The organism is Streptosporangium sp. NPDC049078 (assembly GCF_040648855.1).
In the GTDB taxonomy this organism is placed as follows: domain Bacteria; phylum Actinomycetota; class Actinomycetes; order Streptosporangiales; family Streptosporangiaceae; genus Streptosporangium.
On record NZ_JBEZEL010000005.1, the window covers coordinates 96,397 to 119,352 of the forward strand.

A 22,956-nucleotide genomic window follows, 5' to 3' on the forward strand; every position below is an offset into this window, starting at 1 on the left:
CGAGCCGGCCAGGAAACGAAACCCGCGACACCCGCATGCATCGCACCGACGGCAGGCGGATGCGAAGGGTCGCCCATCGCAGGTCAGCCGGTGACGGAGATGGTCCAGGTCTTCTGGCAGCTGGAGCCGAACACACCGGTGTCACAGCCCTTGACGTTCCAGCGGTAGCCGCTGTTGGTGCGGATGCGCGTGTAGGAGCGCCCCCGGATGCCGCCGATGAAGTCCTCCTGGGCGCCGTTCGGGTCGGCGGCACTGGTCCAGCGGACGAGGAACTTGTCGAAGGCGCGATCGGTCGTGCGCCAGTCGAAGTAGGCGTAGCCGTTGCTCGACCAGGCGGCCACCACCAGGTTGGGGCCGTTCTTGGGAGACCAGGCCATCTGGCCGCGGGCGAACGTCTGGCGGCGGCCCGCCCAGCCGACGTTGTTCTGGTAGATGTCGCGCTCCGTCGTGGTCGGGCAGCCGAGCTTGCCGTTCTCGCCGCCGAGCTGGGCCCAGCGGGCACCGATGAGACCGTACGGCTGGATGCTGCAGCCGCTCGCCTTGGTAGTCTCGGCGTGGGCGGGGAGGGCGACGGCCAGGGCCGCGGCCGAGGCGAGGGCGGTGGTCACCGAGAGGATCGCGCGACGGTTCATGGTGGACTCCTGGAAGGTGAGACCCGCCGTTCTGCTCGCTGCGGGTGTCGTCCTCCAGTGATACGGCGTCCCGCTTACCGGAGGCTTGAGCACCGCCTACGGAGACTTGCGAACCGCGATCACAAGGCGCCCGGATCAAGCCGGACGATCCGCGATCGCGACGCGACCCACGCCTTCAGGCATGAAGCATGGGCACCACTCGGACGAGGCGAATGCCGAGACAGCACCCAGAGCCGGGTCGCCACGGGAAGCTCAGGGTTATTTGTCCCGGCCTCGTTGCTCCCACTCGGCCCGGGTGAGTTCGTACTCGACGTCACCGTGTTCGGAACCTTCGATGGCCTCCGGCCAGTCCTCGGTGAAGCTTCGGACGAACGACAGGCCCGCCTTCTCCATCACCCGCCGGGATCCCGCATTGACCGCCATGGTGTTCGCGGTCACCCGTTCCACCCCGAGGTCGGTGAACCCCCTGTGGATCAGGGCTCGCGCCCCTTCCGTGGCATAGCCGTTGCCCCAGGCGGCCTTGTGCAGGCGGTAGCCGAGTTCGACCACGGCGGGGCTGTGGTCGGCCAGGGGCCTGAACTCGAACCAGCCCAGAAAGACACCGCCGATTTTCTCCTCCGCGGCCCAGTAACCACGGGTCCCGAAGCACGGGTGAACATGCAGGAGCCGTGGCAGGCTTCGTGCCTTGATCGTCTCAAGAGTCGTCGCCCGGCCACCGTTGATGAAGCGCATGACGTCGGGATCGTTGTCCAGCGCGAGAAGATGCTCGGCATCGGCCTCGGTGAACGGCCGCAACACGAGCCGCTCGGTCTCAAGGAAGGCGGGCATGCCGCGATCCTAACCACCGGGGATCATGCGACGGGTCGACGAGAGGCGGCGCGGATTTCCAGCGCCCGGTGGCCGGAGTGACCACCTTCGACATGCGCTCCCCGATGTTGGGAGGCTGTCCGGAATCTCTGGAGCACTTCACCTGATGTTTACCTACCTTGAGGTACCTGGGTACCGTGGGAGCGGAAAGGAGGAAGTCATGACGATGCCCCACCCGGCCAAGCGGCAATCACCGCTGAAAGTCGACCCGGCGACCGACGAACTGATCTCCCAAGCAGCCCACTTCCTTGGGATGACCAAGAAAGACCTGGTCGCTGCAGCGGTCCGCACTTACCTCGACCAGCAGCGCGAACAGATCCGCCGCGGGATGATCGAGTCGATGAAGGTCCTGGACGGTTCCTTGTCGTCCAACGTGTCCTTGCTCACTGGCCTGACGCCCGACCGCATCAACGAACTCGGTGGCACCGGCGATTGGGAGGAATGAAATCTCCATGCACCGCGTCCGTCCTACGTTGCGCGTCCTCCGTGACGACCTGAAACTGCTCATACCGTCCGCGCGGACTCCGTTGGACATGGTCTGCCACCCGCTGTTGGACAAGGCATCCGAGCAGTTTGCCGATCTTGGCGCCGCGCATGAGCGCATCCGTGCCATCGATGATGTGGTGCTGTTCAAGGTGAAGGTGCAACGCTGGCGCGGAGCCGTATGGGCGGACGACCCCGAGGCCGAGATCCCAATGTGGATGGTCGCCGCCGGGACCCGCGAAGACGGCTCCAACGATGACTTCTACACCGCTCTGGAAACCAGTGGGAAAGCGGCCCGTGCCCGCTACAACGCCGAGCACGATCATGCCCTGACCACCGGCACCTACAGCGGGCATCTCCTACCCACCCGTGACGACCAAGACCGCTACCAGCTCGAAGCGGCAACCAGATTCGCCCTACGACTCAACTCCACGATCCGCGCTCTCGCACGTGGATCCTTGCACGACGGCCACGAACACGCTGCTGACTTCTCCGGCTTCCGCCTCGGGATCCAGGTCCGCGCCGACAACGGCAACGAAACCTACGCGGCGATTCGCATTACCGGCTCAGTCCCGGCGAACCTGGTCGCGATGATCCTGGGCCGGGTTCCCGGCTGCGAGACGGACGGCTGATTCCCCGAATACGCACTGCCCGAACGTGACCTCCTGCCCGCAGAACAGGTCTGGTCCAACATCATGGATCCCAAGGCCGCCGCCGAGCTTCTAGAGGAATCTTGACAGTCCCGATGCGTTGTGGGCCCCGCTTGGTCGCTCTCGTACGTGCCGGAGCCCGCTTCGAGCGCAGCGTACTCATCGAATGTGACCAGGTCATCGCGGTATGACCGGCCATACCGTACGCCCGCTGCTCTTCCTCGACGTCGACGGGCCACTTCTCCCGTTTGGGGAGGACCCGCAACGCGCACCACGGGCTACCGCACCGGACTCCGGCTTGGCGCGGCTCACCTCCGAGACGGGGCGTCGGCTGGCGGCGCTGCCTTGTGAACTCGTCTGGGCGACGACCTGGGAAGACGCGGCGAATGCCGAGATAGCGCCCCGAGTCGGGCTGCCACGGCTGCCTGTCGTGAGCTGGCCGGAGTCAAACGGCCGGCATGAACGTGAAGACCAATGGTTCGGGCTTTGCTGGAAGACCCGGACCTTGGTGGAGTGGGCGGACGGACGCCCATTCGCCTGGGTCGACGACGAGATCACCGACGCCGACAGGGGGTGGGTCTCCAGGCACCATAGCGGCCGGGCTCTCCTCCACCGCGTGGAGTCATACCGAGGACTCGCGGACGAAGACTTCGCAGTCCTTGATCGATGGCTTCGAGCTCTGTAAGCCCCCGCCCCTTTTCGTGCGCCCAGCAGGCTGGAAGATCCTCCTGATGATGGGTGTTGAAGTTCGGTGTCGTTGATCTGAGCCAGCAGGTCCTGGACGTTTCTGGCTTCGATGGGTCCGGAGGCGTTGGTGTTCCAGGTGGGGAAGGCTCCGGAGCGGCGGTACGGGCAGGCTCCGCGCCCGCTGGCAGGCCAGCAGCCTAGGCGGACATGCCAAGTCCCGACGCCCCGGTGACCATCAAGACGATGAAGGACTGATGTGGTTCCTTTCGTATCCAAGGCCGTTCATGTCCTGGACACCTGTGGGCGAAACACCTTGCGGTACGCGCCCGGTGTGACGCCGAGGACTTGGCCGAACTGCGCACGAAAGTTGCTCGTCGTCGGGAATCCGGTCTGGGCGGCGATCCGGTCTATGGTGTGGTCGGTGGTTTCGAGTAGTTCCTGCGCGTGACGGATGCGCACCCCCGACACCCACTGCATAGGACTCTGCCCTGTCTCGTCCTTGAATCGGCGGGTCAGTGTGCGCACGCTCATACCGGCCGCGGCGGCGATGTCCGCAAGTACCACGTCGCGGTGCGCGTTCGCCTCGATCCATGAGAGCGCCTGCTCAAGAGTCGTCGTCCGGTAGGTCGCTCGGTTCCGGACGATGTACTGTGCTTGCCCGCCCGGGCGGTGCAGCGGCGCGACCGCGAGGCGGGCGGCGTCTGCCGCGACCGCCGTTCCGTAGTCGCGCTGGACGATGTACAGGCACAGGTCGAGACCGGATGCGGCGCCGGCGGATGTCAGGATGTTCCCGTTGTCCGTGTAAAGCACGTCGGGGTTGAGTCGGACAGCGGGGTGCCTGGATGCGAACTGGTCCGCGGCGAGCCAGTGGGTCGTCGCGTCCCGGCCGTCGAGCAAGCCCGCCTCGGCCAGGGTGAAGGCGCCGACGCAGATCGACGCGATCCGTGTTTCCCGCTCCGCTGCGGCACGAAGGGCTGCGAGGACCGTGGGCGGCGACGGTTGCAGCGGGTCGTTCCTCCCCGGTACCACGATGAGGTCGGCACGTTCGAGCGCGTCCAGTCCCTCATCGATTGCCAGGCGCAGGGGGCCTGCCTGGATCGACTGCTCGTGGCCGGCAACGACAAGCCGGTATCCGGGCCTTCCGTCCGGTAGGCGTACGCGTCCGAAGGTCTCAATGGGTGTGGCCATATCGAAGGCGATCACATCGGGAAGCGCGAGCACGACAACCGTGTACATCCTCGGATGATAGCCATCTCAGCGTGTGGCTGGATTCAGGTGTTCTCTGTCTCGATAGCCATTGGTCTGACCTGCCGGCGAAGGCGAGGATGGGAAGGAGCCGTCCATTGAAAGGAACCATCCATGCCTCAGCTCCGCGCCCAGTTCGTGCTCTTCGACGGGTTCGACCCGCTCGATGTCATCGCCCCGTTCGAGGCGCTCACCGCCGGCAGTGACTTCCTCGGCGGAGCGTTCGCGGTGGAACTCGTCAGCGCGAGCGGTCCCGGCATCGTGCGATCCGGTACGCCCCAGATATCCCTCACGGCCGTCGCCGCGCTGGACCCTGATGCGCCCGGCTATGTGCTTGTCCCAGGAGCGGCCGGTCCCGTCGAGGGAGATCCCGATGCCGGAGACGAGACCATCCCCGTTCTTCTGGGCCGGTTCGTGTCGAGCGACGCGATGCCCCTGATGCGCCGCGCGCTCGACAACCCGGACATCACCGTCGCGGCTCACTGCGGGGGTTCACTCGCGCTTGCGATGGCCGGCCTCATCGAGGGTCGCACCGCGACCACGCATGTGCTCGGCATCGACATGCTCGACGCCACGGGAGTGAACACCATCCGCGCACGCGTGGTGGACGACGGTGACCTCATCAGCGGCGGTGGTGTCACCTCGGGCCTCGACGTCGCCCTGTACCTGCTCGAACGCGACTTCGGCTCCCACACCGCGCACGCGGTCGAGGAGCTTTTCGAATACGAGCGCCGCGGGACCACCTGGAAGAGCGCGCGCCGGCTTGCGGCCTGATCCATTCACCCCGATCCCTCAGAGAACGGAAGTCCCGAACACATGAGCACCATCGCCGGAACCTGGCTGCTGCGTATGAAGACACCCGTCGGCACCATCGAAGCCGACTACCACTTCGAGCAAGAGGATGGGGTGATCCGCGGTAGCGCGAGTGGTGGCGGCGAAACCACGTCCCTCACGGATATCGCGGCCGAGGACGGCCCGGACGGTCAGCGCGTCACCTGGCGACAGTGCATCACCAAGCCGCTACGACTGAACCTCGAATACGACGTCACCGTCAACGGCGATGCCCTCACCGGCGAGTCCCGCGCCGGGCGACTGCCACGCGCGCGCGTGACCGGCGAGCGGACCGGCGCGTGAGCGCGTTCCTACTCTCGGTCCATGTGCTCGCGGTCATCCTCACCATCGGCCCGGTCGCCATCGCTGCGAGCATGCTCCCACGTTTCGCGCGCCTCGCCCTCGCCGCACCCGATGACCCGAGGAACGTTGCCGTGGTGCGCATCCTGCACCGCATCACCCGCGTCTACACGGTGATCGGAGTGCTCGTTCCCGTGTTCGGCATCGCAACCGGCGCGAGCATCGGTGTGCTGGACGACATATGGTTGATCGTCTCCATGATCCTGACCGCCACCGCCGCTGCGCTGCTGATCGCGTTCATCCTGCCCGATCAGACGCGCGTCGTCCGCACGCTCGACGCGGGCTCGGACGACGTGGACGAGGCGGTGCCTGACAGGATCGCCCGCCGACTCGGAATGCTGACAGGCGTGTTCAACCTGCTGTGGGTGATCGTCGTCGTCCTCATGATCTACCGGCCCGGCTCGACCACGGGAGTCGGACTATGAGCTCGCGTCGCATACTGCGAATCGTCGGCACGGTGGAACTCGTCACGCTCGTGCTGATGCTCACCAACATCGTCACCGTTCACCTGCCGGAAGTCTCACGAGTCCTCGGCCCTGTGCACGGATTGGCCTACACCGCCACGGTCATCACGGCCATCCTCGTCATGGGCGGACGCCGCAGAGTGTGGGGGCTCGCGCTCGTTCCCGGGATCGGCGGCCTCCTCGCGTCGCGAGCCGCGTCACCTGAGCAACTGGAACGGTGGCCATTGGACAACGAACTGTAGGCGACCGCAGGACACCTCGTCACGCCACGTTCTGAGACTACGTCGGCCGTTTCTCCGGTGATGCTCGGGCCCAGGGGGATCGGCCCGCAAAAAAGGGGCGCTGCCCGGCATTGACTGAAGAGGGGAGAAAGTAGACGGGCGCGTCGGCGAAAGCTACACTGCTGGCCGTTCAAAAAATAAAAACAAACACGTCTACTGGTCAATTATATCACGGGGAGTGCCATTGTCAATCGAGGTGCTGCGCGAGGAGCAGGAGTACGTGTCGATGCTGTACGGCCGGCTCGACGAACTCCGCGAACACGTCACCGAACGGCTGACCCGGGTGCTCGCGACGACCGGCGGCAACGCTCAGGCGCGCGTCGAGAGGGAGGCCGCCCACGCCGCCCACGCCGAACGCCTCGCCCAGCTCAACGCGGCCGAGCACGGCCTGTGCTTCGGACGGCTCGACATGCTCGACGGCGAGCGCCGCCACATCGGCAGGATGGGCCTGCTCGCCGACGACGCCACCACCGCATCCGTTGCCAAAGGCACCGACGACGCCGGGGACGCCGGGGACGCAAAGGACGCAGAGGACGCCGAGGACGCCGAGGACGCTGCCCCGCTGCTCATCGACTGGCGGGCACCGGCCGCCCGCCCGTTCTACCTCGCCACCGCGGTCACCTCGGAGGGCGTCCGGCGGCGCCGGCACATCAAGGACCGCGACCGTACGGTGATCGAGGTCCACGACGAGGTGCTCGACCTCGAATCCGCGGCGGGGACCAGGCACGAGGGGCTGGCGGGCGAGGCCACCCTGCTGGCCGCGCTGAACGCGGGCAGAACCGGCCGGATGGCCGACATCGTCCAGACGATCCAGGCCGAGCAGGACCGTGTCATCCGCTCCGAGCACACCGGAGTGCTCGTCGTGCAGGGAGGGCCGGGGACGGGAAAGACCGCGGTGGCGCTGCACCGCGCGGCCTATCTGCTCTACACCCGGCGGCAGCAGCTGGCGCGGCGGGTGGTGCTGGTCATCGGGCCGAACGCGACGTTCCTGCGCTACGTCGGAAACGTGCTTCCCGCGCTGGGGGAGACGAGCGTGCTGCTGTCGACGATCGGCGAGCTGTATCCCGGGGTGACCGCGGAACGGGAGGAAGGACCGGAGACCATTGAGGTGAAGGGCCGGTCGGCGATGGCCGAGGTGGTCGCCGCCGCGGTACGCGACCGCGAGTGGGTGCCCGAGGACCACCTTGAGGTGGAGTACGAGGGACAGACACTGCGCCTGGACCGGCGGACCTGCGAGCGGGTACGCGACCTGGCGCGGTCCTCCCTGCTCTTGCACAACCCGGCCAGGCCGATCGTGGTACGGGAGATCAGCGGAGTCCTCGCCCAGCAGTACGCCGAACGCGTCGCCACCGATCCGTTCGACGGTGAGCTCCTGCTGGACGCCGACCAGGTGGAGGGCATCCGCAGGGAGATGCTCACCGACGAGGCGGTCCTCGCGGCACTCGACGAGCTCTGGCCCGACCTGACGCCACAGCGACTGCTCACGGACCTGTTCGGCTCGCCGGAGCGCATCGCCTCGGCGACGCCGGGGTTCACCCCCGAGGATCGGGCGTCGCTGCTGCGGGAGCCCGGCGGCGGCTGGTCGCCCGCCGATGTGCCGCTGCTGGACGAGGCGGCCGAACTGCTCGGGGAGGACACCAGGGCGGAGCGGATCCGGTGGGAGCGCGAACGGCGTGAGCGGGTCCGCTACGCGCAGGGAGTGCTGGACGTCGCGATGGGGTCGCGGGCCACCGACCTGGAGGACGACCAGGAGGCCGAGATCCTCACGGTCAACGACCTGATCGACGCGGAGACGCTCGCCGGGCGGCACGAGGAGGAGGACCACCGCACCTCGGCGGAGCGCGCGGCGGCCGACCGGACCTGGACGTTCGGGCACGTGATCGTCGACGAGGCGCAGGAGTTGTCGGAGATGGCCTGGCGGCTGCTGATGCGCAGATGTCCGGCCAGGTCGATGACCGTCGTCGGGGACACCGCGCAGAGCGGCGAGCCGGGCGGCACCCTGTCGTGGGGGCGGGTGCTCGACCCCTACGTCAAGGGCCGCTGGCGCCTTGCGAACCTCACCAGGAACTACCGGGTGCCCGCGGAGATCATGGCCGTCGCCGCCGAGGTACTGACGGAGATCGACGCCGACCTTGAGGCACCCGTCTCGGTACGGGAGAGCGGGGTCGGGCCATGGGCACTTCGCGTGCCGCAGGAGGAGCTCACCGACCGGCTGGTCGAGGTCGTCGCGGCCGAGGCCGCAGGACTGGTCGACCGGCGGCTCGCGGTCATCGTGCCGGACTCGCTGCTGGAGCCGCTCGGACTCGCGATCGCGGCGAGCGTGCCGGAGGCGTCGGTCGGCGAGAACCCCGACGCGCCCCGGCCCGTCGTCGTGCTGAACGTGCGGCAGGCCAAGGGCCTGGAGTTCGACGAGGTGCTGGTGGTCGAGCCCGGTCTGATCGTGGCCGAGTCGCCACGCGGGTTCAACAACCTCTACGTCGCCCTGACCCGCGCCACCCAGCGGCTGGGCGTGCTGCACACGTCGTCGTGGACGGTGCCGCGTGCGCTGCGGAAGCAGTTGTCCGTGCGGGACTGAGGCGGCTCGGGTCGCGGTGGTGCCATCAGGTGTTTGCAGCCAAGAAGCCGATCAGACCTACGCGCCGGGTTTGTCGGCGAACACCCAGCGGTTGCTCGCCAGGGCGTCGTTCGGTTCGGGCAGCGGGCCGCGACCGTGGTGGCGGGTGAAGTCGAAGGGCGTGTGGATCGCGGTGGACCAGCCCAGCTCCCGCAGGCGGCCGGCGGAGTCTGGGCGCGGCTCCCCGTCGAACAGGGCGAGCAGGTCCACGCCGATCTGCTGCCTGGTCGCGACGTAGACGGGACTGGCGCGGACCTGCGGGGACTCCGTCCAGAGCTTGACCTCGAAGCCCAGGGTGCTTCCCCCGGCGCTCAGGCGGTCCACGGTGTCGATGAGACGCCGCTCGGCGGCCGACGGGAGATAGAGCAGCAGGCCCTCGGCCAGCCACGCGGTCGGTACGGCCGGGTCGAAGCCGGTGTTCAGCAGCGGCCGGGCCCAGTCCTCGCGCAGGTCGGCCGCGATCGGGCGCCGGGTGGTCGTCGGGACGGCGGCGAAGTCGTCGAGCACGTGGTGTTTGAACGCCAGCACACCGTCGCGGTCGATCTCGTAGACGACCCGGCCCGGTGGCCAGCCGAACCGGAAGGCCCGCGTGTCGAGGCCCGCGCCGAGCAGCACGACCTGCCGGGCGCTCCCGTGGACCGAGCGAATGAGAAAGTCGTCGAGGACTCGGGTGCGCAGACCGAAGTAGCGCCCCAGCCTGCCCCAAAGGGGGTTGGCGTCCCCGCCCGGAACCTGTGCCGGGCGGACCGGCCAGGCCACGGACGCCTCGGCGGCGCGTACGAAGTGCTCGGCGTAGGTGTCGGCGGCCAGAGCGTCGGGCCGGTGGGTCTCGATCGCCCGCGCGGCGGCGACCATGAGGGCGGTCAGGCCGACGCCGCCTTCGACACCTGGCACGCGTCCTCCTCTCCGGTCGGGGGCACCCACGGATGGTCGTGGGCACTCAGGTGAGCGCCATAGAGACGGGCCATGAAGCGCATGACGTCCGCGTCCGGTAGGTGCCGACCGGTGGTGCAGTCGGTCAGCACCGTGATGTGGAAGCCCTTCTGGAACGCGGTCCGGGCGGTGGAGTCCACGCAGACGTCTGCGTACAGGCCCGCGAAGACGAGCCGTTCGACGCCCCGGTGGACGAGGTGCTGCTCGAACCCGGGGCTGAGAAAGGCGTCGAAGCACGCTCGCTTGGTGAAGACATGCTCTCCCGGCAGAGGTGACACCCGGTGGAACTCCGCGCCCCACGAACCTTCCTGACACTTGAGCGGCTTGTTCTGTATGCGATCCCGGCGCCGCCAGCTCGGACCCTGATGTTCGGCGTCGCCGACGAACCGGACGAAGATCACCTCCATGTCGCGGGCACGGGCCCGGTCGACGGCCAGCGCGGTGCGCGTCGCGACGGACTCCAGGGTCGCGGGGTCGCCGGAGTAGCGGGCGTGAGCGGTCGGTCCGACGCAGAAGTCGTTCTGCAGGTCCACGACGACCAGCGCGGTGGTCATGAGTTAACCGCCGCGGTCGGCAGCCCCGCGGGCTCCAGCGCGTCGAGCAGTGCGTCCACCATGGCGGTGGTCGAGTGCCGTCCGCCGAGGTCGGGAGTGCCGATGCCTCGGCGGCCGAGTGATTCGAGACCGCGTTCTACCAGCCGAACCGCTCCGGCGCAGCCCGCGTGCCGCTCGGCGATCGCCGCCGCGGCGCGTACGGTCGCCACCGGGTTGACCGTGTCCGTTCCGGCCAGGTCGTCGGCGGAGCCGTGCACGGTCTGGTACTCGACCAGTCCGGCCGCGTCGGGATGTAGATAGACGTTCTCGGTGCAGCGGTTCTCCTGGCGTTCGGAGCCGAAGCGGTCCAGCAGGACCACGTGCATGATGTCGGCCCATTCGTTGCCCGCGATGATCAGCGTGCGGGGATGCGGGCCGTGCTCGATCAGGTTGCGGTTCACCGTGTCCGGCTGGAACAGGCGGATCTCGACGCCGTGCCGCGCGGCGCTCTCGGCGACCCACTCGTCGAGGGCCCCGTCGAGCAGGTGGAACTTGTACGCCATGACGATCTGGCCGATTCCGCCGTCCGGCCACTCCTGCCGCGCACGCCGCACGGCGAAGGCGATGACCTTCTCGGTGATCTCCCGGCTGAACGCCATGGTGCGGACCAGCGCGCCTGGGACGTGGGTGTTCTCCCCGGTGTAGAAGCCCTGGGCCTGGTCCCGAACCAGCAGTAGTGACGCCTCCGGGGTGGTCATGACGTCGACCTTCACCGCCTGCAGGCGTCGGCGGACCAGGTAGAGCGACTGGGCGTTGACAGCCGTGCGGAAGACGGCGGGAACGCCGAGAGCGGCCAGCGTGCGGCAGAAGTCCGCGTAGTGATCGGCGTCCTCCCCGGTGAGTTCACGGACCCGCTCGACGTCGGTGCCGGCCTTCAGTGATGAGTAGGAGTGATAGAGCCTTTGTGACCGGGTGACACCGATTTCAACCGAATACGCATCGGCGATTCCGGCCAGCACCCGCTCGAAGACGGTCGCGAGCTCGGGACCCGTTCCCCGGCCGACGGAAAGTCCGATAACGAGTTTCACGTGTACTCCTTCATCGAAGGCCAGGGGTGTCAGGCTGCCGTTGTCTCGATCAGATCAGTCCTCCGACCAGATGGTCGCCCGGAATTCCGGCCTTCTCCGGGCGGTAGTAATCCTTGATGCCGGCGGCCCAGACCGAGACCGTGATCTGGTCGGTTTCCGAGGGCCCGAACGCGTCGAAGAGCGCGTCGATGTTCGCGCGCTCGAAGCCGATGGCCGTCATGAGCGCCATGAAGACGTGCCGTTCGATGAGCCCGTCGCCGTCCGGGTCGCCCAGTTCGGCCAGCGCCTCGGCGAAGTCGCTGATCGCCGCGTCGAAACGCTCCGGAGACAGGACGCACGCGGCGTACTCCTCGAAGCTGATGCGGCCGTCGTCGTTGGCGTCCAGTTCGGAGGAGAGGGCCGCCCAGTAGCCCCGGAAGGCGGCCAGCATGGCGGCTTTGGTCGCGTCGTCGGAGTCGGAGGCCGCCTCGACGACCCGGCTCGCCATGAGCTCGAAGTCGTCGGACTCCAGGAAGCCGGTGCCGTCGGCGTCGAGCAGGGTGAAGACAAGACCTACTCGATCAATTGCTTCTTTCTGCATATTGCATGACCTTTCTTTGGTCGCCACTCGAAACGAAGAGGGAAATCGTGGCCTCGACTGTACACGATTATGTGGGGCCGTGACTCGTACGTTTACATCGTGATCTGCGACCAAAAGAAGTCAAATGTTAATAATGGAACGAATTACGCCAAGGCATTAAATAGCCTAATTGTTCCAGTCATTTTTTGGGTCGTTCCGGTTGGCCGCCCGCTGTTCGGCCTCGCGTGGTGGCGATGCGGGCGCGGGCAAAAGGTGTTGTGCCACCCAGCGGCTGGGCGTGCTGCACACGCCGTCGCGGCCCGTGCCGCGTGCGCAGCGGGCGTGGCTGTTCGCACAGGACCGATGCGGCTCGGGTTCAGGCGGTGTGCCGGTAGGCGGGGTAGGTGAGGTAGCCGGCGTCGCCGCCCTGGTACCAGGTGGACTCGTCGTGCGGCGCGATCGGGAGCCCCTGGCGCAGCCGTTCCACGAGGTCGGGGTTGGCGATGAAGGCGCGGCCGAAGCTGATCAGGTCGGCGCCGAGGCCGAGCCAGTGGTCGGCGGCTGCCCTGTCGGTCTGCCGGGGGCCCATCGGGAAGACCGGGTTGACGACGAGCGTGGCGGGCCAGGACTTGCGCAGCCCGACGAGCACGTCCTCGTCGGCGGTGGCCTCGAGGTGGACGTACGCCAGGTCCAGGGGGGCGAGTTCGGCGAGCAGCGCGCCGTACAGGGCGGGGACGTCGGTGTCCTGCGCGCCCCAGATGCCCGCGCCGGGGGAGAGCCGGATGCCCGTCCGGTGCGCTCCGACCGCCTCGACGGTCGCGGACACCGCCTCCACGGCGAATCGGATCCGGTTGGCGATCGATCCGCCGTAGACATCGGTGCGCAGGTTGGCGTTGCTGGAGAGGAACTGGGCGATGAGGTAGCCGTTCGCGCCGTGCAGTTCCACGCCGTCGAAGCCGGCGTCGACGGCCCGGAGGGCGGCTTCGGCGTAGGACCGGGCGTGCTCGGGCACCTCGGCGGTCTCCAGCGCCCGTGGCACGGGCGCCGGTTTGGGGCCTGTCGGGGTGAACACCTCCCCGGTGGCGGGAACGGCCGAGGGGCCCACCGGCCGCGTCCCCGTGGTGTCGGGATGGGAGACCCTGCCGCCGTGCATGATCTGGGCGAAGACACGACCGCCGTTGGTGTGGACCGCGTCGGTGACCGGTAGCCAGGACGCGACCTGCTCGTCGGTGTACAGACCGGGGGTGCCCGGATTGGACTGCCCGACCAGGCTGGGCTGCACCCCTTCGGTCACGATGAGCCCGGCGGTGGCGCGCTGGGCGTAGTAGGTCGCCATCGAGGGTGTCGCCAGGCCGCCCGCACCCGCGCGGACCCGTGTCATCGGGGCCATCACCACGCGGTTGGGCAGGGTCAGCGCACCGAACCGGTAGCGGTCGAACAGGGTCGTCATCTGCGTACGCCTTTCCGAGGTTCCTGAGAACGGTCGCGTCCGTCGGCTGGACACGACGATTACGCTAAGACCTGACATTGACGTCAGAGGCAAGTGTTCGGCCGAGGTTTTTTCGATGGGAGGCGCGATGCGGATCGGCGAGTTGGCGTCGAGGGCCGGGGTGAGCGTCCGGTCGCTGCGCTACTACGAGGAGCAGGGGCTGCTCACCAGCACGCGCAGCTCCAGCGGCCAGCGCCACTACACCGACGACGAGGTCGAGCGGGTGGTGTTCATCCAGCGGCTGTACGCCGCCGGGCTCTCCAGCCGTACGATCGTCGAGTTGCTGCCGTGCGTCGACTCGCCCAGCGAGCAGAACTCCGAGGAGGCGTTCGAGCGGCTGGTGTACGAGCGAGGCCGGATCGACCAGCACATCAAGGAGATCCTCAGTGCCCGCGACGCCCTCGACCGGCTCATCGACGCCAATCGAGCGCACCGCGATCGACTGACGACTCACTGATCCCGGACTTCCTTCCCCCGCCCGCAGGCGGGGCTCCACGCACAAGGAGATTCGATGACCGCAAAGACGGTAACCGCCGCGGCCGCGGGCGTTTTCGAGCTCGGCGACCTGCCGGTCAACCGGATCGGGTTCGGCGCGATGCGCCTGACACAGAGCGGTGCGGCGTTCGGGAACGGCGTCCCGAGCGACCGGGGCCGGGCGATCGGCGTGCTGCGCCGTGCGGTCGAGCTCGGGGTGAACCACATCGACACCGCGGCCTTCTACTTCTCCGCGCTGCGTTCGGCGAACGAGCTGATCAACAGTGCGCTCGCGCCGTACCCCGATGACCTGGTCATCGTCACCAAGGTCGGGCCTGGCCGGGATCCGTCGGGTGAGTGGCTGTGGGCCGGGCCGGAGCAGCTGCGCGGCCAGGTCGAGGAGAACCTGCGCCAGCTCGGCCGGGACCACCTCGACGTGGTGAACCTGCGCATCCCGCGGAGCATGGCGCCCGGCTCGATCGCCGAGCATTTCGGTGCGCTGGCCGACCTGCGCGACGCCGGGATGATCCGGCACCTGGGCGTCTCCAACGTCACGCCCGCGCACCTCGCCGAGGCCCAGGCCGTCGCGCCGGTGGTCTGCGTGCAGAACGCCTACGGCATCGGCGCACGGCCCGAGGACCACGAGTTCCTGCGCGCCTGCGGGGAACAGGGCATCGCGTTCGTCCCCTTCTTCGCGATCGCCGGGACCGGGCGAGAGGCGGGAGCGAGCGTCGCCGAGAGCGAGGAGGTGCTCGCCGTCGCACGCGCGCACGGCGTGACGGCCGCGCAGGTACGGCTGGCCTGGACGTTGCGGTGCGGGCCGCACGTGCTGGCCATCCCCGGCACCGGCAACCCCGACCACCTGGCCGAGAACGTGGCCGCCGGCGCCCTGCGGCTCTCGGAGGAGGAGATGACCCGTCTCGGCTCCGTCCAGAGGAGTGGACGTTGAAGCACCCTCGCCGGGTCCGCGACGACCTGGATCCGGTACGGCTCCGCGACGGCGGGTGAGGTGACGAAGGGTCAGTCCGGGGTCCGGCGGTGTCCGCGTATCAGGGGCAGGTACACCTCGTCGACGATCTCGACGAGGACGTTGTCGGGCACGGTGGGGACTCCGCGGGTGACGAACTCGTTGCGCAGCAGTACGACGGCGACGGTGGCCACCCGGGGGTGGAGGACTTCGGGCGGAGCCTCGCCGCGGGCCACCGCGCGCCCGAGAATCGTCAACCACATGCCGGACCCGGCGTCGCCGGACTGTTCGTGGAGTTGCGCGAGGAGTTCCGGATCGTCGGCGACGCCCGACAGCAGGCTGCGCAGGATGTCGCCGGTGGGCGAGGACCAGTGGCGGTTCGCGCCACGCAGCAGCTCCAGCACGTCGCCGCGCAGTTCGCCGGTGTCGGGCAGTGGTGCGGAGGCCGCGCTCAGCTGCCGGTAGGCGGCGATGCTGAGCGCGGCCCGGTTCGGCCAGCGGCGGTAGATCGCGTTCTTGTTGGTACCGGCTCGGCTGGCGACTTTATCCATATTTAGGCCCGAATATCCGGATTCGAGGAGTTCGTCGACCGCGGCGCGGAGTATCGCCTGCTCCAGGGCGGCGCCGCGCCGCCTGGTCGGGGCGGCGGTGGGCTCCTCGGTCATCTTCTCTCCTTAGTGGGTACTCTGTGTACCTTGTTTTTCCGCCGAAAATCGGCGCTGTCATCCGATTAAGGTACGATGAGTACCGTAAATGCCTCCCCGTCGGAGAGTCTGTGCTCTGACGTGCGGCGGTATCCAATCGGCATTGAGAAGGGTACGAGTCATGCGAGGCAAGGGCATCACCTACGACACCGGCTTCATCGACACCGGTCTCGCCGACGCGGGGCCGAGCACCCGCGAACCGTTCGACCCCGACGTCGTGAAGCGGGAGATGCGCGTCATTCGCGAGGACCTGCACTGCAACGCGGTCCGGATCACCGGCGGTGACCCGGACCGGCTGGAGATCGCCGCCGGTCACGCCGCCGACGCCGGACTGGAGGTCTGGTTCTCGCCGTTCACCTGCGACCTGACCACCGAAGAGCTGCTCACCTTCCTCGCCGACTGCGCCGAACGCGCCGAGCGGCTACGCGGGAGGGGAGCCGAGGTCGTCCTCGTCACCGGCGCCGAACTCACCCTGTTCACCAAGGGGTTCCTGCCCGGCGACACCCTCGCCGACCGGCTCGCCCTGCTGGCCGAGCCGCATCGCCTGCGCGAGGTGATGGCGCGGGTCCCCGCCCTCCTCGACGACTTCCTCGCCAAGGCGGTGAGCGCGGTCCGCGACCGGTTCGCAGGAAAGGTCACCTACGCCGCGCTGCCGTCCGAGCGGATCGACTGGACGCCCTTCGACATCGTCTCGGTCGACGCCTACACGTCGATCGAGGTGGCCGATCAGTACGCCGAGGCGATCCGCTCCCTCGTCGCGCGGGGGAAGCCCGTCGCGATCACCGAGTTCGGGTGCACGACCCACCGGGGCGCGGCAGACCTGGGTGCGCGTGGCATGTTCATGGTCGAATGGGACGGTGCGAAGGCGATCGGCCTGAAGGGCGACTACATCCGTGACGAGGCCGAGCAGGTTACATACCTGAGGGAGTCGCTGGAGGTCTTCGCCGCCGAGGGTGTCGACACCGCGTTCTGGTGCACCTTCGCGTCCTACAACCTGCCGCACCGCGAGGACCCTCGCGAGGACTTCGACATGGCGAGCTACGGCCTGGTCAAGGTGCTCGAAGACCGTCCCGGCCGGACCTACCCCGACATGCCGTGGGAGCCCAAGGCGGCGTTCGCCGCCCTCGCCGACCGCTACCGCGACTGAGGGCGCCGATACCGAGGCGATCCGGTCTTCGCGCGACACCGGATCGGAGGGGGGCGGGATCGTCTACCGCGTCTCGAAAACCTCCAGGCCGGTGTGGGCGGCGAGGAAGGCGAGCATGTCGGCGGCGAGGTCGACGGCGCGGCCCGCCGAGCGGGAGCCGTGGCCGACGTCGCCCTCGTGGCGCAGCAGGATCGGCCGCGTCCCCGACGTCGCCGCCTGCAGCGCCGCGCACATCTTGCGCGCGTGCATGGGGTCCACCCGGGAGTCACCGCCGAACGTGGTAAGCAGCGTCGCGGGGTAGTCGACGCCGTCGACGACCCGGTGGTAGGGGGAGTAGCCGAGCAGCCATCCCAGCTGCTCGGGATCGTCGGCCGAACCGTACTCCGACCTCCAGACGGGGCCGAGGCCCGAGCGCTCGTACCTGACCATGTCGAGCAGCGGTGCCGAGCAGACGGCGGCGGCGAACAGGTCGGGGCGCCGCGTCAGCGCGGCGCCCACCAGCAGCCCGCCGTTGGACTCGCCGCAGGCGGCCAGGTGCGCGGGGGTGGTCCAGCCGTCGGAGACGAGCTTCTCGGCCGCCGCCGCGAAGTCGTCGAAGGTGTTCTGCTTGCGCTCCAGCATGCCGTCGCGGTGCCAGGCCGCGCCCTCCTCGCCGCCGCCGCGCAGCTGGGCGAGGACGAAGACCCCGCCCGCCTCGACCCAGGGCAGGATGTAGCTGGAGTACGACGGCGTGAGCGAGAGCCCGAAACCGCCGTAGCCGTACAGGATCGTCGGCCGGGGACCCGAGCCGGGGCGGGCCAGCACGACCATCCGCACCGGTGTGCCGTCCGCGGAGACGCAGACCACCTGGCGGGCTTCGAGCTCGGGCACCTGCACGGCGCCGGGCGCGGGGCTCCACAGCGACGTCCGCCCGGTGCGCGTGTCGTAGCGGTGCACTCCCAGGGGCGTGACGCTGTCGGTGTAGGTGAACCAGACCTCGTGGCCGCCCTCGGGGCGGGTGGTCATCTCTCTCGCCGAGCCGAGGCCGGGCAGCGGCACCAGGCCTCGCCGGTTTCCCGTCACCGCGTCGTGGACGCTGATCTCGCTGACCGCGTGCCGGGTCCAGCTCACCAGGAGCGCCTGGTCGGCGATCGCGAACTCGCCGATCACCGCCTCCGGATCCTCCTCGACCAGGTCGACCCAGTACTCGGGACCCGGCCGCGCCGGGTCGGCCACGCACAGTCGTCCCCGGGGCGCGTCCAGCGTGGTGAGCAGGTACAGGCGCCCGTCGCGGCCGACGGCGGGCGCCGTCGTCGCGCCCGCCGCTCGCTGGATCACCCGCAGGTCGGGGCGCTCGGGGGAGGAGGACGACAGGTCGGCGAGCCAGAGGTCGTTGCCGCCGTCCGCCATCGCCGAGACCGTGAGCCAGCGCCCGTTGTAGCTGATCCCCAGGCCGTACGAGCGCTCCTCACCCATGATCACCGCGTCGTCCTCGGCGGGGGTGCCGAGCCGGTGCAGGCGGACCTGGCGGGAACGGACGTAGAAGAACGCCTTGCCGTCGGGCAGCCACGCCACGGGCGCGTACCGGCAGCGGTCGATCGGGCCGTCCACCACCCGGCGGGTGGCGACGTCCATGACCCGCAGCTCCGACCGCTCGTCCCCGCTCCTGGACAGCTGGTACGCCACCAGCCTGCCGTCCAGGTCGGGCTGCCAGTGGTCGAGCGTGGTGAGCCCGCTCGGGTCGAGCTCCATCGGGTCGATCAGTGTCTCCTCCGCCCCGCCGGGGTCGGTGCGGTAGAGGACCGGGTGCTCCTGGGAGGCCGTACGACGCAGGAAGAACCGGCTCCCGCCCCGCCACATCGGCGTGCCGACCGTTCCGGCCCCGGTCAGCGCGGCCACCCGCGCGTGCCACAGGTCGCGTCCCGGCAGCGTGCCGGCGTGTTCGCGCCACAGTTCCCCCTGGGCGGCCGTCCACCTTCGCGTCGCCGAGCTGTCGGGGTCCTCCAGCCACCGGTACGGGTCGGGAACCGCGCGACCGTGCAGGTGGTCGACGACCGGGTGCCGTTCCGCGGGGGGGTAGATCATCGAATTCCTCCGGTGTGAGGTCCCCGGGCCTCGGCCCTGGGCGGGGAACACGGCGAGCAGGGTGTGCGGGTCGCGAGGGGCAAGGAGGTCGAGGACGTCAAGGAGGGCGGGGAGGTCAAGGCACCAGCTCCTGGGTGCTCGACGGATCCCACTGTCCGGCCAGGTCCGCGTACAGCGGGGAGGTGGCGAGCATCTCCTCGTGCGTGCCCAGCCGGACGCTGGTGCCGTCCATGACGAGGATCCGCCGGGCGCGCAGGGCGGAGGTGAGCCGGTGGGCGATGACGAGGAGCGTGCCGCCACGGCGGGCGAACGCCTCCTCCGCGCGGGCCTCGGCGGCCGGGTCCAGGTGACACGTCGCCTCGTCGAGGATCACCAGCCGGGCCGGGGCGAGGTAGGCGCGGGCCAGGGCGACCAGCTGTCGTTCCGCGGGGGAGAGCGACCCCGAGTGGATCTCGGCGGAGTATCCGCCCAGCCGCGCCACCAGGTTCGTCAGGCCGACCGCGGTCACCGCGTCGTCCACCGCCTCCCGCGAGGCGCCGGCCAGGTAGGTCAGGTTCTCCAGCAGGGAGCCGCGGAAGACGTACGCCTCCTGCGGGATGAGTACCCGGTCGGCGGGGTCGAGCCGGTCCGCGGGCACCCCGCGCGCCAGGACCTCGCCCGACCTCGGCGGGAGCACACCGGTCAGGAGCGCGGCGAGGGTGGACTTGCCGATGCCGCTGGGACCCACGACGGCGATGTGGTCCCCCTCCGGGATCACCAGGTTCAGGCCGTCGATCACCGGCTCCGCGTGCGGGCCGTACGCGAACGTCACGCCGCGCAGTTCGGCCCCCCCGCCCCGCGCCGCGAGCCGCCCGCGCGCCCGCGCGGGCGGCTCGCCGTCGCGCAGGAGCCTGCCCAGCGCCACCCGCAGCCGGACCCCGTTGATGCCCAGCCCTTCCACGAGGTTGCCGAGCGCGGGCGCGAGCGACTGCGTGACGTAGGCGAGGGCGCCCAGGATCACCCCGGCGCCCGCGCCCTCGCCTACGAGCCAGGGGGTCGCGAACAGCACCAGCAGGACCGGCAGCCAGCCGCCCACCGCGAGCGACAGCGTGCGTAGCGCGGTCACCCGCGCCAGCGACCGGGCCGCGCGGGCCTGCTCCGCCACCCGCAGGCCGACGTCGTCCGCCAGCCGCTCCTCGGCCCGGCAGGCGGTGATGTCACGCAGCCCGCCCACCGTGGTGGCCAGCGCCTCGGCGGTGCGCTCGTCGGCGAGGATGAAGTCCCGCTGCCGCCTGGCCAGGGCGCGCAGCGACAGCAGGAAGACGACAAGGCCCGCGACGAAGGGGGGGAGCACCAGCGCGAGCACCTCGGGCACGAGGGTCGCGAGCCCGAGGACGACGCTCACCACGGTGAACGCGAACGACCTCACCACCGTGATGACCGAGGCGAAGGCGTCGCGGGCCAGCTCGACCTGGAGGTTGGAGCGGGCCACCGCGGCGGCTCCCGGCCCTCGCCCGGACATGACCGAGTGGCGCAGCGCGTCGTCGACGACGTGCGCGAGCAGTTCCTCGCGGAACGGCTCCACGATCGAGGCGACGGCCATCACCACCTGCCGGGCGCCGACCGCGGCGAGCAGCCACGCGCCGCCGAGCAGCGCGAGCCAGGCGAACCCGGTCGCGGGACGCCCCGTGCCGAAGCCGTCGTCGATCGCCCGCGCGATGGCCAGGCCGATGACGAGCGAGGGCGCCGTCTCCGCGACGGACCAGCCCGCGAGCCTGACCAGCTGGTACGGGTCCCTCCTGAGCGCCCGCCGCAGGGGCCTGCCGGCGACGCGTACGTCCGAGGGATTCACGACGTACCCGCCTGGAAAGACGTGCCGGTCCGGGAAGACGGGTCCCCGAGGGAAGACGGATCCCCTGGGGAAGGTGGGGCCGCGAGGGAGGACGCGTTCGCCGGAGAAGGGACGCGGGCCTGGAAGGGCGCACCCGCCGGGGAGGACGCGCCGGCCCCGGAGCCGGAGGAGGCGTCCGCCTGGAAGACGGCGCGGTAGGCGGGGTCGGCCCAGAGCGCGCGATGACCGCCGCACGCCCGTACCCGGCCCTCCTCCAGCCAGATCACCCGGTCGGCCGCCGCCGCGGTCGCCACCCGGTGGGTCACGATCAGCCGCGTACGGTCGCGCAGTTCCCGCGACAGCGCGCGGGCGACCTGACGTTCGGTGACGGTGTCGAGGCTGGAGGTGGCGTCGTCCAGGATGAGCAGGCGCACCCCCTGCGCGAAGGCACGAGCCAGGCCGAGCCGCTGCCGCTCGCCTCCGGACATGGGCGCGTCCTCCAGCGGTGTGTCGTACCCTCCGGGGAGCCGCCTGACGAAGATGTCCGCGCGGGCCGCCCGCGCCGCCGCCCGCACGACCTCGCCTTTCTCACCCGGCCGGCCGTCGCACCCGGCGCCGGGGGTGGCAGCGTCGAGCCCCAGGGCGACGGCGGCGCCGACGGTCTCGCCGAGCAGCGCCGGGCGTTCGAAGGCGTACCCGACGGCGCGGCGCAGCGCCTCGCGGGAGAGGTCGGGCAGCGGGACGCCGTCGAGGAGTACCGTGCCGTGGCGCGGGTCCACCAGCCGTCCGGCGACCGCGGCGAGCAGGGACTTGCCCGCCCCCGAACGGCCGACCACGGCCACCGCCTGCCCACCGGGGATGACGAGATCGACGTCGTGCAGGCCGCCCGCGTCGACGCCGCGAAGCTCAAGCGTGCCGGGACCGGCGGGCAGTGAGCGCCCACCGTAGACCCGCGGGCTCTCGGAGACCAGCTCCTGCACCCTGGCCGCGGCGGCCCGCGCCCTGGCCAGACTGCCGATGTAGCCCAGCGCCGAGCCGAGACCCGCGCCGAGCACGACGTAGCGGGCGGCGGCGTACAGCTCTCCGGCGGTGAGGTCCCCGGCGGCCAGGCGCAGCCCGCCCACCCCGAGCACGGCCACCTCCAGCAGCGGGACCACCGCTCCCGCCTGCACGCCGGCCCGCGCGTTGGCCCGCCACATGTCCATGGCGTGGCCGCGCAGCCTGGGCAGGGCGGTCAGCACCCGCGCCCGCTCCTGGTCGGCGGTACCGGCCGCGGCGATCGTACGGGCCCCGGCGAGGGCGTCGACGAGGCGGGCGGCGATGTCGCTCTGCGCCGCCTGGTAGTCGCCCGCTATCGAGGTGCTCACGGTGAGGAAGGCCCGCAGGACGAGGGCGATGAGGACGAGCCCGGCGACCAGTGTCACGGTCAGCAGGGGGTCGATGAGGGTGAGTGCCACGATGCCGCCCGCGGTGGGGATGACCAGCGCGGCACCGGTGACGATCGACTCGGGGGCGCGTCCGATCTCCTCGGTGTTCAGGCCCATCCGGGTGACCAGGTCTCCCTCGGGGAACCGGTGGGTGATCGTCGGCCCGACGCCGAGCACGTTCCGTACGACCCGGTTCCTGAGCCAGGCCGAGGACCGCGCGCCGCTCGATCCCGAGGCCCAGACGCCGAGGGCGTCGCAGAGCACGGTGAGGGTGACGGCGGCGGCGCAGGCACCGAGCCAGGTCGCCGCTCCGGTGCCGCCGGGCGCGCCGGTGACGAGCTCGTCGACCGTCCTGCCCAGCACGAGCGGGAGCGCGAGCTGCGCGAAGGCGCCCAGGACGGAGGTGGCCACGAGGACGGCGAGCCAGGGTCCGCCACGCCGTACGGTGTCGGCCACCAGCCGATCCGCTGCTCGCACGTTCGCACCTTCCTGAACCGACCGGCTTCCCGGGTTTCCTCGAACTCCCGGGCTTTCCTGGTGTTCCGGCCCCTCCCGGAACGGGAGTGCCCGGGACGGCCGCCGTCGCTGGCCGTCCCGGGCACGGGGTCTTACTAGTGGCAGAGCAGAAGGCTCAGGTTGCTGGGCGT

General features: G+C 69.9%; 23 protein-coding genes. 11 read left to right on the forward strand and 12 right to left on the reverse strand.

The genetic code is table 11. From position 1 onward, the window contains the following. Positions 1-83: 83 nt before the first annotated feature. Together AB0B90_RS09550 and AB0B90_RS09555 are read right to left on the reverse strand one after the other, a co-directional pair. Positions 84-632, reverse strand: coding sequence for a hypothetical protein (locus tag AB0B90_RS09550; protein ID WP_350944123.1), 549 nt, complete (start codon positions 630-632; stop codon positions 84-86). A 258-nt stretch (positions 633-890) separates the two neighbouring features. Then, the gene (locus tag AB0B90_RS09555; protein ID WP_362921908.1) at positions 891-1,460 is read right to left on the reverse strand and encodes a GNAT family N-acetyltransferase; all 570 of its coding nucleotides are present in this window, start codon (positions 1,458-1,460) and stop codon (positions 891-893) included. A 199-nt stretch (positions 1,461-1,659) separates the two neighbouring features. On the opposite strand from AB0B90_RS09555, the gene AB0B90_RS09560 reads away from it, so the two are divergent. The 3 genes from AB0B90_RS09560 (at position 1,660) to AB0B90_RS09570 (ending at position 3,317) form a co-directional block, all read left to right on the forward strand. Then, complete coding sequence (locus AB0B90_RS09560) at positions 1,660-1,944, forward strand: hypothetical protein (protein ID WP_350944119.1); 285 nt, start codon at positions 1,660-1,662, stop codon at positions 1,942-1,944. 106 nt (positions 1,945-2,050) lie between these two features. Continuing rightward, positions 2,051-2,614 carry a hypothetical protein gene (locus AB0B90_RS09565; protein WP_362921910.1) on the forward strand — a complete coding sequence of 188 codons (564 nt, stop codon included), beginning with the start codon at positions 2,051-2,053 and terminating at the stop codon, positions 2,612-2,614. Positions 2,615-2,819: 205 nt separating this feature from the next. Next, positions 2,820-3,317 (forward strand): HAD domain-containing protein, encoded by a 498-nt coding sequence (locus AB0B90_RS09570; protein WP_362921912.1) that lies wholly within the window; start codon positions 2,820-2,822, stop codon positions 3,315-3,317. Between the two features lie 284 nt (positions 3,318-3,601). On the opposite strand, the gene AB0B90_RS09575 is transcribed toward AB0B90_RS09570, so the two are convergent. Beyond that, positions 3,602-4,555 (reverse strand): helix-turn-helix domain-containing protein, encoded by a 954-nt coding sequence (locus AB0B90_RS09575; protein ID WP_362921914.1) that lies wholly within the window; start codon positions 4,553-4,555, stop codon positions 3,602-3,604. Positions 4,556-4,678: 123 nt separating this feature from the next. Here AB0B90_RS09575 and AB0B90_RS09580 point away from each other — a divergent pair, with 123 nt between their 5' ends. From AB0B90_RS09580 to AB0B90_RS09600, 5 genes are all read left to right on the forward strand, one after another. Beyond that, positions 4,679-5,338, forward strand: a complete 660-nt coding sequence (locus AB0B90_RS09580; RefSeq protein ID WP_362921916.1) for a DJ-1/PfpI family protein — start codon at positions 4,679-4,681, stop codon at positions 5,336-5,338. 42 nt (positions 5,339-5,380) lie between these two features. After that, positions 5,381-5,698: a hypothetical protein gene (locus tag AB0B90_RS09585; RefSeq protein WP_350944112.1), complete on the forward strand. Its 318-nt coding sequence runs from the start codon at positions 5,381-5,383 to the stop codon at positions 5,696-5,698. After that, entirely contained in the window at positions 5,695-6,180 is a 486-nt protein-coding gene (locus tag AB0B90_RS09590; protein ID WP_362921918.1) for a hypothetical protein, read from the forward strand. The genes AB0B90_RS09585 and AB0B90_RS09590 overlap by 4 nt, the downstream gene beginning before the upstream one ends. Further along, entirely contained in the window at positions 6,177-6,461 is a 285-nt protein-coding gene (locus AB0B90_RS09595; protein WP_362921920.1) for a hypothetical protein, read from the forward strand. The genes AB0B90_RS09590 and AB0B90_RS09595 overlap by 4 nt, the downstream gene beginning before the upstream one ends. 223 nt (positions 6,462-6,684) lie before the next feature. Further along, the gene (locus tag AB0B90_RS09600) at positions 6,685-9,075 is read left to right on the forward strand and encodes an AAA family ATPase (protein WP_362921922.1); all 2,391 of its coding nucleotides are present in this window, start codon (positions 6,685-6,687) and stop codon (positions 9,073-9,075) included. Positions 9,076-9,132: 57 nt separating this feature from the next. On the opposite strand, the gene AB0B90_RS09605 is transcribed toward AB0B90_RS09600, so the two are convergent. The 5 genes from AB0B90_RS09605 to AB0B90_RS09625 form a co-directional block, all read right to left on the reverse strand. After that, positions 9,133-10,008: a class I SAM-dependent methyltransferase gene (locus AB0B90_RS09605; protein ID WP_362921924.1), complete on the reverse strand. Its 876-nt coding sequence runs from the start codon at positions 10,006-10,008 to the stop codon at positions 9,133-9,135. Next, positions 9,978-10,601: a cysteine hydrolase gene (locus AB0B90_RS09610; RefSeq protein ID WP_350944105.1), complete on the reverse strand. Its 624-nt coding sequence runs from the start codon at positions 10,599-10,601 to the stop codon at positions 9,978-9,980. Before AB0B90_RS09610 ends, AB0B90_RS09605 begins: the two co-directional genes overlap by 31 nt. Next, entirely contained in the window at positions 10,598-11,668 is a 1,071-nt protein-coding gene (locus AB0B90_RS09615; RefSeq protein ID WP_350944103.1) for an isocitrate/isopropylmalate family dehydrogenase, read from the reverse strand. Before AB0B90_RS09615 ends, AB0B90_RS09610 begins: the two co-directional genes overlap by 4 nt. A 49-nt stretch (positions 11,669-11,717) precedes the next feature. After that, the gene (locus tag AB0B90_RS09620) at positions 11,718-12,248 is read right to left on the reverse strand and encodes an EF-hand domain-containing protein (protein ID WP_350944102.1); all 531 of its coding nucleotides are present in this window, start codon (positions 12,246-12,248) and stop codon (positions 11,718-11,720) included. Between the two features lie 355 nt (positions 12,249-12,603). Beyond that, entirely contained in the window at positions 12,604-13,677 is a 1,074-nt protein-coding gene (locus AB0B90_RS09625; RefSeq protein ID WP_350944100.1) for an alkene reductase, read from the reverse strand. Between the two features lie 127 nt (positions 13,678-13,804). Here AB0B90_RS09625 and AB0B90_RS09630 point away from each other — a divergent pair, with 127 nt between their 5' ends. Both AB0B90_RS09630 and AB0B90_RS09635 read left to right on the forward strand, forming a co-directional pair. Further along, positions 13,805-14,173 carry a MerR family transcriptional regulator gene (locus AB0B90_RS09630; protein ID WP_350944252.1) on the forward strand — a complete coding sequence of 123 codons (369 nt, stop codon included), beginning with the start codon at positions 13,805-13,807 and terminating at the stop codon, positions 14,171-14,173. A 54-nt stretch (positions 14,174-14,227) separates the two neighbouring features. Beyond that, a complete protein-coding gene (locus AB0B90_RS09635; protein WP_362921928.1) occupies positions 14,228-15,139 on the forward strand; it encodes an oxidoreductase in 912 nt (303 codons plus the stop codon). A gap of 71 nt (positions 15,140-15,210) precedes the next feature. Here AB0B90_RS09635 and AB0B90_RS09640 read toward each other — a convergent pair whose 3' ends face one another. Next, a complete protein-coding gene (locus AB0B90_RS09640) occupies positions 15,211-15,822 on the reverse strand; it encodes a TetR/AcrR family transcriptional regulator (RefSeq protein ID WP_350944097.1) in 612 nt (203 codons plus the stop codon). Between the two features lie 160 nt (positions 15,823-15,982). On the opposite strand from AB0B90_RS09640, the gene AB0B90_RS09645 reads away from it, so the two are divergent. Then, complete coding sequence (locus AB0B90_RS09645; RefSeq protein ID WP_350944095.1) at positions 15,983-17,008, forward strand: hypothetical protein; 1,026 nt, start codon at positions 15,983-15,985, stop codon at positions 17,006-17,008. A gap of 63 nt (positions 17,009-17,071) precedes the next feature. Here AB0B90_RS09645 and AB0B90_RS09650 read toward each other — a convergent pair whose 3' ends face one another. From AB0B90_RS09650 to AB0B90_RS09660, 3 genes are all read right to left on the reverse strand, one after another. Continuing rightward, positions 17,072-19,072: a prolyl oligopeptidase family serine peptidase gene (locus AB0B90_RS09650; protein WP_350944093.1), complete on the reverse strand. Its 2,001-nt coding sequence runs from the start codon at positions 19,070-19,072 to the stop codon at positions 17,072-17,074. A 115-nt stretch (positions 19,073-19,187) separates the two neighbouring features. Beyond that, a complete protein-coding gene (locus tag AB0B90_RS09655; RefSeq protein ID WP_350944091.1) occupies positions 19,188-20,903 on the reverse strand; it encodes an ABC transporter ATP-binding protein in 1,716 nt (571 codons plus the stop codon). After that, on the reverse strand, positions 20,900-22,786 hold the full coding sequence (locus AB0B90_RS09660; protein WP_350944089.1) for an ABC transporter ATP-binding protein: 1,887 nt from the start codon (positions 22,784-22,786) through the stop codon (positions 20,900-20,902). The genes AB0B90_RS09655 and AB0B90_RS09660 overlap by 4 nt, the downstream gene beginning before the upstream one ends. Positions 22,787-22,956 lie beyond the last annotated feature (170 nt).

What these genes read in the sequence shown, in the direction of transcription:
- AB0B90_RS09550 (WP_350944123.1), bottom strand. Translation starts at nt 632, where the DNA reads ATGAACCGTCGCGCGATCCTCTCGGTGACCACCGCCCTCGCCTCGGCC.
- AB0B90_RS09555 (WP_362921908.1), bottom strand. Translation starts at nt 1,460, where the DNA reads ATGCCCGCCTTCCTTGAGACCGAGCGGCTCGTGTTGCGGCCGTTCACC.
- AB0B90_RS09560 (WP_350944119.1), top strand. Translation starts at nt 1,660, where the DNA reads ATGACGATGCCCCACCCGGCCAAGCGGCAATCACCGCTGAAAGTCGAC.
- AB0B90_RS09570 (WP_362921912.1), top strand. Translation starts at nt 2,820, where the DNA reads ATGACCGGCCATACCGTACGCCCGCTGCTCTTCCTCGACGTCGACGGG.
- AB0B90_RS09575 (WP_362921914.1), bottom strand. Translation starts at nt 4,555, where the DNA reads ATGTACACGGTTGTCGTGCTCGCGCTTCCCGATGTGATCGCCTTCGAT.
- AB0B90_RS09580 (WP_362921916.1), top strand. Translation starts at nt 4,679, where the DNA reads ATGCCTCAGCTCCGCGCCCAGTTCGTGCTCTTCGACGGGTTCGACCCG.
- AB0B90_RS09585 (WP_350944112.1), top strand. Translation starts at nt 5,381, where the DNA reads ATGAGCACCATCGCCGGAACCTGGCTGCTGCGTATGAAGACACCCGTC.
- AB0B90_RS09595 (WP_362921920.1), top strand. Translation starts at nt 6,177, where the DNA reads ATGAGCTCGCGTCGCATACTGCGAATCGTCGGCACGGTGGAACTCGTC.
- AB0B90_RS09610 (WP_350944105.1), bottom strand. Translation starts at nt 10,601, where the DNA reads ATGACCACCGCGCTGGTCGTCGTGGACCTGCAGAACGACTTCTGCGTC.
- AB0B90_RS09620 (WP_350944102.1), bottom strand. Translation starts at nt 12,248, where the DNA reads ATGCAGAAAGAAGCAATTGATCGAGTAGGTCTTGTCTTCACCCTGCTC.
- AB0B90_RS09625 (WP_350944100.1), bottom strand. Translation starts at nt 13,677, where the DNA reads ATGACGACCCTGTTCGACCGCTACCGGTTCGGTGCGCTGACCCTGCCC.
- AB0B90_RS09630 (WP_350944252.1), top strand. Translation starts at nt 13,805, where the DNA reads ATGCGGATCGGCGAGTTGGCGTCGAGGGCCGGGGTGAGCGTCCGGTCG.
- AB0B90_RS09635 (WP_362921928.1), top strand. Translation starts at nt 14,228, where the DNA reads ATGACCGCAAAGACGGTAACCGCCGCGGCCGCGGGCGTTTTCGAGCTC.
- AB0B90_RS09640 (WP_350944097.1), bottom strand. Translation starts at nt 15,822, where the DNA reads ATGACCGAGGAGCCCACCGCCGCCCCGACCAGGCGGCGCGGCGCCGCC.
- AB0B90_RS09645 (WP_350944095.1), top strand. Translation starts at nt 15,983, where the DNA reads ATGCGAGGCAAGGGCATCACCTACGACACCGGCTTCATCGACACCGGT.
- AB0B90_RS09650 (WP_350944093.1), bottom strand. Translation starts at nt 19,072, where the DNA reads ATGATCTACCCCCCCGCGGAACGGCACCCGGTCGTCGACCACCTGCAC.